Annotated in this window: 8 protein-coding genes; 3 read left to right on the top strand and 5 right to left on the bottom strand. The window is 56.6% G+C overall.

The window, feature by feature from the left end; genetic code table 11:
* Positions 1–96: 96 nt before the first annotated feature.
* The 4 genes from PKO02S_RS04530 to PKO02S_RS04515 form a co-directional block, all read right to left on the bottom strand.
* On the bottom strand, positions 97–3,147 hold the full coding sequence (locus PKO02S_RS04530) for an Ig-like domain-containing protein (protein WP_164821292.1): 3,051 nt from the start codon (positions 3,145–3,147) through the stop codon (positions 97–99).
* Positions 3,148–3,449: 302 nt separating this feature from the next.
* Complete coding sequence (locus PKO02S_RS04525) at positions 3,450–4,664, bottom strand: DUF2705 family protein (protein ID WP_127579900.1); 1,215 nt, start codon at positions 4,662–4,664, stop codon at positions 3,450–3,452.
* On the bottom strand, positions 4,657–5,583 hold the full coding sequence (locus PKO02S_RS04520; RefSeq protein WP_127579899.1) for an ABC transporter ATP-binding protein: 927 nt from the start codon (positions 5,581–5,583) through the stop codon (positions 4,657–4,659). The genes PKO02S_RS04525 and PKO02S_RS04520 overlap by 8 nt, the downstream gene beginning before the upstream one ends.
* A 153-nt stretch (positions 5,584–5,736) precedes the next feature.
* Positions 5,737–7,581 carry a WG repeat-containing protein gene (locus tag PKO02S_RS04515; RefSeq protein ID WP_127579898.1) on the bottom strand — a complete coding sequence of 615 codons (1,845 nt, stop codon included), beginning with the start codon at positions 7,579–7,581 and terminating at the stop codon, positions 5,737–5,739.
* A 189-nt stretch (positions 7,582–7,770) separates the two neighbouring features.
* Between PKO02S_RS04515 and PKO02S_RS04510 the strand changes: the two genes are divergently transcribed.
* Positions 7,771–8,058 (top strand): hypothetical protein, encoded by a 288-nt coding sequence (locus PKO02S_RS04510; protein WP_127579897.1) that lies wholly within the window; start codon positions 7,771–7,773, stop codon positions 8,056–8,058.
* An 87-nt stretch (positions 8,059–8,145) separates the two neighbouring features.
* Here PKO02S_RS04510 and PKO02S_RS04505 read toward each other — a convergent pair whose 3' ends face one another.
* Complete coding sequence (locus PKO02S_RS04505) at positions 8,146–9,579, bottom strand: FAD-dependent oxidoreductase (protein WP_127579896.1); 1,434 nt, start codon at positions 9,577–9,579, stop codon at positions 8,146–8,148.
* Positions 9,580–9,711: 132 nt separating this feature from the next.
* Between PKO02S_RS04505 and PKO02S_RS04500 the strand changes: the two genes are divergently transcribed.
* Together PKO02S_RS04500 and PKO02S_RS04495 are read left to right on the top strand one after the other, a co-directional pair.
* Positions 9,712–10,752: a LacI family DNA-binding transcriptional regulator gene (locus PKO02S_RS04500; RefSeq protein WP_127579895.1), complete on the top strand. Its 1,041-nt coding sequence runs from the start codon at positions 9,712–9,714 to the stop codon at positions 10,750–10,752.
* A gap of 15 nt (positions 10,753–10,767) precedes the next feature.
* Positions 10,768–11,676 (top strand): AraC family transcriptional regulator, encoded by a 909-nt coding sequence (locus tag PKO02S_RS04495; protein ID WP_127579894.1) that lies wholly within the window; start codon positions 10,768–10,770, stop codon positions 11,674–11,676.
* The last annotated feature ends 109 nt before the right edge of the window (positions 11,677–11,785 follow it).

The following is an 11,785-nucleotide window of genomic DNA, read 5'->3' as shown; positions in this document are numbered from 1 at the left end:
CTGATTACCCCAATAGACTTCTTTTGAAACACATCTTGAAAAAAAAGAACCGTCTGAGCGCTCACAGCCTCTCTCAGAACGGTTCTTTCTCCAACTCTAGTAAGTGATCGTCAGCAGAGGACGGTTGCTTGCCGTCGCATCCTCCGAGGAGTAGATGTCCATCGCGATGTTCGATGTATGGTCGATGAACAGCAGAATGCCTTTGTTCGTTGAAGGATTGGTGATCCAGCCTTGCACGATGGCCGGATCCAGGTTCACTTCGCGCGTCTGCACGCCCGTAGCGGTGAAGCCGGTGATCGAGAACGATTTGCCCGAGACGAAGTCCGTGCCGCTCCCTTTCGCGCCTGGCGTCGACCAGGTGGAGCTGGCATTGCGGTTCGCCCAGCCGATCGAGGAAGAGGTCGGATCGTAATCCGCCAGCATGTAGCGGCCTTGCGCCGTGAAGCCCGACGACCAAGTGCTGACCTTCAGCGTCAGTTTTGCCGTCTGCACGGTAGCACCGGATGGCAGCGACAGATTGTCAAAGCGGATCAACGAATTGATCTCATACGGTGTCGCCTGACCCGTCTGATCGAACAGCTTCATCGTGCCGCTATTGATGTTGTAGCCGTTGCCGCCACCCTGTGAGCTGATCGAGGTGTCCTTGGTGCCCGTATAACCGCTCACGCCATATTGGAACGTAGCCGTCCCGGTCGGAGCGCTATTCGATACCGTCACCGTAACACCGGACGATGTCGTCGTGTTGCCGGCGGCATCCCTCGCAACAGCCGTAATCGTGTGCGAGCCGTTGCTGAGCCCTAACGTGCTGTATGAGATCGAGTACGGCGAAACCGTATCCTCCGCACCGACATTCGAGCCGTCCACACGGAACTGAACGCCTACCACGCCGACATTATCCGAAGCGTTCGCGGACAGCGTGATCGTGCCGCTCACCGTCGCTCCGGATGTTGGTGCAGTGACCGATACCGTTGGAGGCGTCGTATCCGAATTCGATACGGTCACCGTAACACCGGACGATGTCGTCGTGTTACCGGCGGCATCCCGTGCGACGGCCGTAATCGTGTGCGAGCCGTTGCTGAGCCCTAACGTGCTGTATGAGATCGAGTACGGCGAAACCGTATCCTCCGCACCGACATTCGAGCCGTCCACACGGAACTGAACGCCTACCACGCCGACATTATCCGAGGCGTTCGCGGACAGCGTGATCGAGCCGCTCACCGTCGCTCCGGATGTTGGCGCTGTGACCGATACCGTTGGAGGGGTAGTGTCCGAAGGCGATGAAGTCAAGATCTGTGAAGCGAGCCAGGACCAGCTACCGGTCGTCCGATGCTCCCAGCCCCATTTCCGGTTAGGCGTGACACGGTAAGCCGTTTTGCCTGCCGCCGAAGGACCTGTAGGACGAATCCAGTAGTTGACGCCGATATCATACCCAAAGTACAGATCGCTGATCGTATTTTTCCAGGTTGTATTCGGGGATCCGCCGGTCAGCTGGTTAAAGTAATCGGCCCACAGCAACGCGCCGGAAACGTCCAGATTATGCTCGATTGTCGTGCCGCCGTAAGGATTGGAAGAGCTGCCGCGTTCCCCGTTGGAAGCGTCTGTCGTCCCGTCATACTTCATCATATAGTCGGGATAACGAAGCGTCCCGGTGTATGTGTCGTACATGTGGTACGCGTCGGCTTTCGAAGCGGTATTCAGGAACGTTCCCATCCGCTTGATGAAGTTCGCGATGTTCGAATCTTCTGTGAATGCATAAGCCCGGATCATCGCATCCTGCGTCAGCACCGACATCCAGGAGGAAGCGACCAAATCGCCCGACACCCCGTCGCCGTGCTGGCTGCCGTAGTGGTACAAGCCGCCGTCGATCCGGCCCGATGGCAAGACGCCGCCTGCGCCGTTCTGGTGCCAGATAAAATCGTCGGTTTGCGTCTGCACATTCGTCTTATATGTGCTGTTGCCCGTCACCTCGTACGCGATCAGGTTCGCGAGCAGGCGGAATGCCGTATGGCGTTCCGTCCAAGTGACCAGGCTCGAAGTCCAGCGCGTCGGCTCGTCGTTCGTTTCATGCGCCGTCACGATGAGCGGAATCCAAGTAAGCATCTCGTTGTCGCCCGTCAGCCAGTAGTTGTAGGCAAGTGATTCATTGTAGCTGTACATCGCTCCGTTGCCGCCCGCCCAGCCGTTCGGATTCGGATTTTTCAATGTAAACAGCCCGATGGCGCGTGCAGGAGTTTGCGTCGAAGGATACAGCTTGCCTTTGTAAAAATCGGTCGCTCGAGTCGCTTCACGAAGTGCCTTCAGCGATCCGTTCTGCATGTACAGGGTGTACATGGTTGCCGCGCGATCGTAGAGCCATGGATCAAAGTTGGTCTTGTAGTCGCTCTGATAACCGGAACCGGAATTGCCCGGAATTACGAGCGGATCGTCCTCGTTGATCAGACTGAAGAAATTGTTTTTCATCGCATGCTCGCGTTCGGTGTAGCCCGGCCAGTGCTCGGTCGCATCCATCGTTGTAGGATTCGAGAGAGTCTCCGGTACGCTGCTGTCAAAGGCCGTCATCCGAGTAGCCTTCAACACGCCTTTGGCCAGGAAGTCCTTAGGCAGCACCGCATACACATCCGGCTCATACACATTATCGGCGGAGACAAACGTGCCGGAGGTCACCTGATGCCAGGCGGAACGCGGATTCGTCAAGGTGGCGATATTTTGCGTGCGGGTCGTGGTACCCCACTCGACGGTAATCGTTTCAAAGTTCGGATAAACGGAAGTGAACGTGTTCTGGATCTGGATGCGCGCAACCCGAACGGAAGCGCCGTCGATCGAATTGTTGGTAATATGTCTCCATGGCGTCTGCATCTCTACATAAGCAGGGATTTCCACGCCGCCTTTCAGGACGCGGATCTTGGAGACGTTAGCCGGCGTGATGGAGCCGCGAGGGAACGGAACGCCGAAGGTGACCAGCTTCGTTTGGCCGGACGTTACATTTTCCATCGGGTATAGCTTCACGCTGACGCTGCCGGATGATTCAGCCGGGGCATAGAACGATTGAACGGCGGCCGATGTGATCGTGGGAAACAAGGTGGCCAAGAGGGCGACCACGAACAGCATGACGAAACTTTTTTTGGACCATTTGGTGAAAGCTCGCATAAATCCACACCTTTCCTTCCGAAATGTAGTGAGGGGGTCATGGGGTAAACACCAGGTGCCGTCTAAGTTGTAAGTGCCTCCTCTCTCTGGTCGGGGTTCCGGGGCTTGCGCGTCCGGTTACAGCTCTAATAGTAAGCGATTACATCTTGGCCGTGGATCGTCGCTATTATCAATCCTTCATTGTTTGTTGCCTGGACTGGAAAAAGAATGAAACAGTGAAAAAAGAGATGGGCTGCTTAGCGGCAAAAAGCCTCCGCCGGCTCCAAGGAGCCAAACGAAGGCTTCGACTAGCTTGTGATTCACTAGCCCAGCACATCTCGCTTTTTGAAAAGAATATGACCTGCCAAGTACATGCCCACCGTCCAGGCGCCTAGAATACTCAGACTTTGCATCAGTGACATCGGCGTCTCGAACTGCTCCGACAGCTCGCCCGTCCAGGCGAACGGCAAATTGTAATGCATTGTGAATAAGAACTTCATTGCCGGTATGCCGGTAAGCGAATGCCCGAGAATCGTGCCGATGATGACGACCGCCAAGGCTATTCCCGTGCTGACTGCCGCCGAACGAACGAGCATCGAGCAGAAGAAGCCGAATGTGCTCATGGCTACCGTAGCAAGCAGAGTAAGCAACAAGGAAATCCAGGTGAAACGTTCCATCGAAATAAAACTCATGTGGCTCGAATCCGGCACAGCTACCGTTCCCATTTTCCCGTTAATCATCTGTTCGACCGTGTTGTACTCTACCCCGATAGGGACCGGATTCTGAGCGCCTTCCGTGCCGAGTCCGAGCAAGCTAAGCACGAGCGCTCCGAGCAGGATCGCAACGACGAACACGCTGGCCAGAACCGATGTGACGTATTTGGCGAACAAAATTTTCCCGCGGGTCGGCGGCCGCGTGAGGAGCAGCTTGATCGTTCCCCCCGTTTGCTCGCCGGATACCATGTCCGCCACCAACAGAACGCAGAGCAACGGGATGAACACTTGCGTACCGACATCCAAAAATTGTACCACGAGCTTCCACATGCTGAACCGATCGTTAGTCCCCGTAGGGAGCTGATGCTCGAGCCGGTACTCCATCATCTTGATCGTCATTTCCTGCCGTGCTTTCATATTGTAGTCGCCTGGGGGGACGTTCTCGAGCTGCTTCTTGATGTTCTCCAACTGCTGCTTCTGCTTTGCTTCGTCGAAAACCGGCGTCTGTGACGAGTTGGCCGCTTCCTGCTCGACCAGCTTCATCTGCTCGCGGGTATTGGCGATTTCCAGATCGATCGATTTCTTCCGTTCCTCCGTCAAGCCGGTGTCGGTCGTTTTCATCGTTTCCAGTCGGTCGATGCGCTGCTGCATCCTCATTTGCTGGAAGGCCGGATCATTATACTCGTTGCTGTTCTTCTTATCGCTATACATCGAATAAGCGTAAAAGGCGACCAGCGCCAGCCCCAGCGCCAAGACGACGAGAAATCGGCGGCGCCGAAACAGCTTGATCCATTCATTCTGCACGATACGGAAAAACTCAGCCATGGAGCGCTCCTCCTGTAATCTCTAAGAAAATGTCTTCCAAATTCGAGCGGCGCTCTTCGATCCGCATGATGGCGATCCCCTCGTCGAGCAGCGGCCGCAGAACCGGATTGAGAGAATGGCCGATCCCGTCCACGGCGATTGTCGTCGCCGACACCTCGTGAAACTTCAATCCCTTGGCGCCGGCGGCGATGAGTGCGGCAATGGCAGCTTCCGCGCTCGAGACGTGGATCAGCACGGAGTCCGTGCCGGCCGCCTCTTCCTTCATGGCGGAGACCGAAGCCGTTGTGATCCATTTGCCTCGGTGAATGACGCCGACGCGCGTACACACCAGCTCAATCTCGCTCAGCAGATGGCTGGAGATCAGGATGCTGATGCCTTGTCTCGCCAGCGACTGGAGCAGCTCGCGGAATTCGCGGATGCCCGCCGGATCCAGCCCGTTCGTAGGCTCGTCCAGAATGAGCAGCTTCGGATCGCTCAGCAGCGCCTGCGCTACGCCGAGCCGCTGCCGCATCCCGAGCGAATAGCGGCGCACCTTGTCGCGAATCCGCTCCTCGAGGCCGACGAGCTTGACGATGCTGTCGATCTTCGCCGCATCGACCGGACCGGACAGCCGGGCGAATTGGCGCAAATTTTCAAGCCCGCTCAAGTAAGGGTACAGCTCCGGGTTTTCTACAATCGTGCCGATCTGACGCATCGCGTTACGGTGATCGGTATGCACATCGTGCCCGCAGACGGCGATCGACCCTTCGGACGGCTTGGCGAGGCCGACAATCATGCGGATCGTCGTCGTCTTGCCGGCGCCGTTCGGCCCGAGCAGCCCGAATATTTCTCCTTCCTGCACGTCGAACGAAATGTTGTCGACGATCGTCCGACCGCCGATTCGTTTCGTGACGCCTCTGACCGCTAGCACTGTCGCCATCGAATCTCTCCTCAATCCTTCATAATTAGCTTGTTGCTCTCAACTACCTAAGATTGTACGGGGCAAATCTTAAGATTGGGCTAGCACGATTCTTAAATATTTCTTAATGAAAAACCTCTGGAGGATAGGGCTCCAGAGGTCCATGCTCGCCAATCAACTTTGATGAAACGACTTCCAGAACGATCCTTGCTTATTCAAAATGGTCTCAATCTCTGTATATGGAATCCGGAAAGTCGGGAAGCCGACCGCATACGGACCGATATCGTAAGGATTGAAATACAGGTGAAGCGCATGCTCCGTCACATAAAACGGCTGGTCGGGACTAATGCCCTTGTAGCTGTCCGGAAACACATAATCGTACTGGGGATCGTTCTTGATCTGCTCGCCGACGATTCGACCAAGCACTTCTGCATAGTTGCTATCCGGCTTGAAAAGATCCTTCAATTGATAAAACTGGCCGGTCTTCGTGTTGACATGCGCATACACCTTGCTAGGCGAGCCATGGGCCGCCCCGAACGGATAATTATAGCCGGTCAACTCCAGGACGAGCAGCAAATCCTTGTAGAATGCCACGGAATAATCTCCGGAATAGCTATAATCCAGCTGCGTGTTTGCCGGCACCGGCTTCACTTGGGACATCATCTTGAGCTTCCGATTCACCGCTTGCTGCGCCCGAATGTTTCTCATGCCCGCGAATTGCGGATAGTAGACGAAATAGTCCTTGTTCGGCCGATACTTCCCTTCCTTTACTTTAAGCGGCGGCGTCAAAGCCACATTCGCCGTTTGCCTCCAAATGAGCTTGCCCCAGCGGTCGTAGTAGGACAGGCGTTGGTCGACATTCGCTTTGATCAGCGACCCGACCCAGTTCAGCGTCCCGTTACCGCTTACCTTGGGCGAATGAGGAGCCAGATGGCCGTCCCGTGTCAGGAAAAAGGTGAGTTTGCCGTCGCTCGCCGACGCCAGTCCTTTCTCGAACGGACCGATACTGGCATACTGGAACCCCGTGAGCAGCGGCCCGTTTTTCGCATCGGCTAGCGCGTACTTGGAGCCAATGTAAGGCTGCTCGGGATCGATCGCCTCGCCGATCGAAGCGCGTTGTTCACCCAGCAGCTCGATGCTGTTGTAGAGCGGCTTCATGATCCATTTGCCGGTCCGATCGATCAGCCCATATTCGTTGTTATAGTCCGGCGCCATGTTCACAACGGCACGGCCATCCTTAAACGCTTCGGCGTACGTAAATTGGGGAGCAATGACCTGGCGTCCCTGCTCGTCGATGTACCCCATCTTGCCGTTCGGCTCCGCCTGATAGGCGAGCAGCCCTTCGCTGAGCTCCCCGACACGCGGATAAGGGTATGTGGCGAGCCGCTTGCCGTCATGCCCGATCAAGGCATGCTCGCGATCGTTCACCTGGACGACGGCTTTCCCTTTCTTGAAGTCGGTCCCGCTCTTATATTGAGCCGGGATCGCCTCCTGCCCCTTCAAATCCAAGTAGCCGTACAAATAGTTGCTTTGATTGTCCGTTTTGGAGAAGAGCGCCAATCCGTCGCTGTAAGTGCCGATGTACGTATACGTTTGCGACGTCAGAATATGGCCTTGCTCGTCGATGACGACGCTGCCCTGATCCACGTATGCGACTGCCCGGCCTTCATGAAAATCGTTGATGAATCCGAATTGCGGCTTCACAGCGAACTCGCCGTTCGGCTTGAGCAGCCCATACAAGTCTCCGACCTGCACGACCGCCAGCCCATTGCTCTGAAAATCGGCGGCACTGTCGAAGTGAGGCTGGATGAACACCGCTCCGCGATCGTTCATGTAGCCCCATTTCGTCCCGGACGTCGTCATGACCGCCATCGGATACAGCTTCACCGCCCGCAAATTATGTCCGTTTCCTTCACCCGGCGTCCGCCATCCGTTCCGGCTGGTTTCCCTTTCCGATGCGGCCGGTACGACCCAATAACCCGGAGAAACCCAAATTCCGTTCGTTCCATTCCCCCACATGCTGCACACATCCCATCTAGTCGCTTTCCCCTACAGAGTATGGGCGGACGGCCAGATTGGTGCGTTGCCCCGATTCGTTCCAAAATTATCAGTAAATTCGGAAAATAGAGCAAGCAACTAGAGCAAGTTCGCACCCCGCTACATAGTATGAAGTACGGAAGGAAGTATTCATCCGGGAGGTGAACTAAAATGACCTTTGAGCTTACGGACTGGATGCTCTACGGAATGTGGCTTGTTCTTGGACTGATGGGCCTGGATTTCCTGCTCGGTCTCTACAAGTCCTTCAAGACGAACACGTTCTCCCACACCTTGATCTTGGGCTACCTGCAAGACATGCTGTTCTACATCTTGCCGCTGTTCCTCCTTTCCAACATGATGTCTCTGGACCACACCGACTGGCTGATCAAAGTGGGATATTATGTCGGCATTGTCGGGGTAGCGCTTAAGTACCTGATGGATATGAAGAAAAAGATGTAAACGCTTACCCATCCCCGCTCCAATGAAGAAGGGCTGTACCGCTGTCATGCTCGCATGACGAGGTACAGCCCCCTTTTTGTTTGCGCGCTAAGTGCCCAGCAGCTTTTCTTCCTCTTCCGGGTCCGGATGCGTCTCGTCGTCGAATTGAATGCCGCCGGCAAGCACGGCTACGGCTGCTTCGGCTTGGCCGGGACGAACGCCCAGGTAAGCGCCTTGTTCGATCAGCTTGCGCTGAAGCAGCGGCACCGACACGTCGCGGAATCCAGGCTGGCCGTCGGCCGAGCTGAGCATCGCTGCCGCGGTACCTGCCGCCTGTCCCATGGCGAAGCAGTTCGGCATCACCCGCAGCGAGCCTTGCACCGGCCGGTCCGAAGAGACCGAACGGCCCGCGACGATCAGATTGCTGACGCCTTGCGGCAGCATGCAGCGATAAGGCACGCCGTGCGACTCGCCCTTCGGCAAATGTTTGATGACCATCTTGCTGTCCGCATTGGCCAGATGGATATCGATGAAATACGAATTGCGGGCGATATCGTCTTCAAATGAGCGCATAGTCAGGAAATCCTCGACGACGAGCGTGTAGTCGCCGGCGATCCGGCGCGTTTCCCGAATGCCGATCTGGTCGCCGGTATGGACGAGATGCGCGTTCTCGAAGCCTCCGATGTATTTGCGCAGGAAGCGAAGCTGGGTCTGAATCAATTGCCTTCCTTCGATCGCCGCGCGGGTCAAATCTTCCGCATTCGTGCCGTCAATGCCGAACACATGCCCGAAGTTGAAGCCGGCCACCGTATCCGATACCCACGAGATGCCCGATACGCGTTTGCGACCCTCCGGCAAATCGCCGTTCTCCTGAGCTTCGATTACCGACTTGTCGAGCTGGCCTCCCTGGCCGGTTTCCTGCAGAAATTGCTTGAACTTGGCGCGATCTGCGCCGCTGACGAGATAGCACATTGTCCCCGGCTGCAGCTCGCCTTGTTCACCGCCTACGAGGAACGGCACGCCGGCCAGCGCCGCCAAGTCCGCATCGCCGGAGGCATCGATGTAGAGCCTCGCCTGCACGATGGATCGGCCGGATTTGTTCGTGACGACGAGGCCGCCGATGCGGTCCCCGTCCATCAGCACGTGGTCCGCGACGGTATGGAACAAAATTCGCGCCCCGCTCGACGCGACTTCGCGGTCATACACGAGCTTCAGCGTCTCGACGTCGATCGGCACCCAATCGAGCAAGTCTTTGTACTGGCTCATGTAAGCTTCTCCCGCTGCTTGCTTCATCTTCTCCAGCAGCTCCAGCCCGATGCCGCGAATAACCGGTTTCTCGCCGTCTGTGTACGGGCAGAATGCCGGCACGAGGGCGGCTGTACCCATACCGCCCATGTAACCTCGTTGCTCGATCAGAAGCGTATCCGCTCCATTGCGTGCTGCTGCGATGGCTGCTGCGATGCCGGAAGCTCCGCCGCCCAGCACGACCACATCGGCGGTGTAACGAACCGGCAGCTCTGTTGTTACGCTTATTGTTTTCATTAGAAGTCCTCCCTGCTAGCTAATGCGAATTTACTCTTCATTATAGAGCGCGTAGTTGAGGGAGCTAGTTTAATTTTAGTTTAAGCTAAAAACGAATTCGTGGTACGATGGACGGGGAGGTGATTCTGGACAATGCCCATCAAAAAAACGGTGACGCAAGTGACCATCGCCCGCGAGCTCGGCGTCTCCGTCCAGACCGTGTCCAAGGCGTTGAAAGGCAAACCCGGCATGGCGGAGTCGACCCGCAAGCTGATTCTGGCGACAGCTGAGAAGCTCGGTTACTTCTCGATGGAGCAAATTCGCAGCCTAAAAGCGGAGCTCATCCCGCCTTATCCGCATGAGCGGAAGCGGTTCCTGCTCGTGCAGACCGAGGAGTCGGTCAGCTATAACAAGCTCATGCTGGAAGGGCTTCACGAGCGGTTCGCCTCGTTCGGCCACCGGATCGAATTGTGCCGGTTACCCAAAGATGTCGGTTTGCCAGCGATCCCACGGTGGGTGGAATCAAGCGGGATGGCTTACGCCGACGGGTTGTTCCTTGCTCCGAGCATCGTGCCCCGAGCTTGGGAAGCACCGATTTTGCAGCTGGACACACCCAAAATCTTGCTTAACTTTCCGCCGGCTGGCAGCCGGGTGGATAGCGTGATCTGGGATATCTATGAAGCGACGTATCAAGCTGTAGCTTATTTATATGGCATCGGCCATCGGCGAATTTTATATACAGGCGACACTTACGGGCAACGCGGCTTTATTTTGCGTTGGCAAGCGTTCCAGCAAGCGATGCGGGAATTCGGCATCGCAGTCGATACGCAGGGGCATTCGATCTCCCGACGCGAGACGGGCGGCTTATGGCTGGATGAGCTGAACGGGCTTATTCGGGCGAATCGGCCGACGGCGATTTTATGCGGGATCAGCAACGAGGTGGAGCCGGTGTTTCGACTGCTTGGCTCGCTTGGGCTTCGCGTCCCGAAGGACGTGTCCTTCGTCGGCATGCCGAACGAGCAGCCGGGTGGACTGCCTCTGCTAACGAGACCGCTGCTGTCGATCCGCGAGACCGGCTATCGGGCGGCCGACCGTATGCTTTGGCGGCTTGCCAATCCTACGCTGCCTTTCGAGCATACTCGCATTCAAGGCGACTTTTATATAGGAGAAACGACTCGAGGTTTGGTCCATTAAGGGGGAAAGTTAGCTGTGGGCAGCAACCGCGAAATCTTATTGAACTTCCACTCCGCAGGCGATGTAACGGTGAAGCCAGGGCAGCATCTAGAGGTTAGGCGGCTGGCGGATTATGAGCTCGTCTATTTCCCCAAGAGCTCCGAGACTGTATATACATTAGGGGAAATTCCACATGCGCTCGGACAGCCTTGCGTGCTGCTGACTCGTCCGGGTGAGCCGCATGCATATCGGTTCGATACGCAGTTGCCCACGCGTCATCTGTTTCTGCATTTCGACTTTGCAGGCGGGCTGTTCGAGCGGCGTTATCCGTCTCTTGCAGTCGGCACGCCGGTCGTTCGGCTCCAGGAGCAGTCGCTCGTCCCGGTGCTGATGAAGCAAATGCTTTATTTGTTCCACACCCGGGGAGTACGCTGGCATTCCTTCGCGGAGACGCTGGTGTTGACCGTGCTCGAGGAGATGGAAGCGCAGCTCTCGACCGGCGGCGGCCCCGGCGGTGAGCCGGCGTTGAAGATGCCCGCGCAGATCGCAGCTGCGCTCGAGTATATTGAACGTCACGCGGACGGTCCGATCGACGTGGAGGCGCTCGCTCAGTTGTCCGGCTGGTCGCACGAGCATTTCACTCGCACGTTCCAGCGTTATGTCGGCCATTCGCCGAAAGCTTGGATCTCGCAGCGCCGCATCGACTTGGCGGCCCAGCATTTGCTGCAAAGCCCGGACAGCGTCAAGCAGATCGCCCGCGGCCTCGGTTTTGCCGACGAGTATTATTTTCACCGCCTGTTTCGCCGCCTGATGGGTATGACCGCCGTCGAGTACAGGCGCAAATTCGCCGACAGCCGGATGCGCCAGCTAGCGCCGCCGGGCGAGTGGGAGCGGTTTTACCCGCTCAATCATTTCGTGGCGCTGCGCGATCTTCCGGCAGATTGAGAGATCAAATTCGTCCATCTTTTTTCCGGCTGCGTGCATTGTGGGTATCGGCGTGATGCTGCACAATAGAGGGAGAATATCCGATTTTCACGAAGGAGTTGGAATGCCC

Source organism: Paenibacillus koleovorans NBRC 103111 (assembly GCF_004000845.1).
GTDB classification, from domain to species: domain Bacteria; phylum Bacillota; class Bacilli; order Paenibacillales; family NBRC-103111; genus Paenibacillus_AA; species Paenibacillus_AA koleovorans.
This window is presented reverse-complemented; position numbering and strand designations above follow the sequence as displayed.

Coding starts and splice junctions, on each gene's coding strand:
- PKO02S_RS04500 (WP_127579895.1), top strand. CDS start 9,712: ATGCCCATCAAAAAAACGGTGACGCAAGTGACCATCGCCCGCGAGCTC.
- PKO02S_RS04530 (WP_164821292.1), bottom strand. CDS start 3,147: ATGCGAGCTTTCACCAAATGGTCCAAAAAAAGTTTCGTCATGCTGTTC.
- PKO02S_RS04505 (WP_127579896.1), bottom strand. CDS start 9,579: ATGAAAACAATAAGCGTAACAACAGAGCTGCCGGTTCGTTACACCGCC.
- PKO02S_RS04525 (WP_127579900.1), bottom strand. CDS start 4,664: ATGGCTGAGTTTTTCCGTATCGTGCAGAATGAATGGATCAAGCTGTTT.
- PKO02S_RS04510 (WP_127579897.1), top strand. CDS start 7,771: ATGACCTTTGAGCTTACGGACTGGATGCTCTACGGAATGTGGCTTGTT.
- PKO02S_RS04520 (WP_127579899.1), bottom strand. CDS start 5,583: ATGGCGACAGTGCTAGCGGTCAGAGGCGTCACGAAACGAATCGGCGGT.
- PKO02S_RS04515 (WP_127579898.1), bottom strand. CDS start 7,581: ATGTGGGGGAATGGAACGAACGGAATTTGGGTTTCTCCGGGTTATTGG.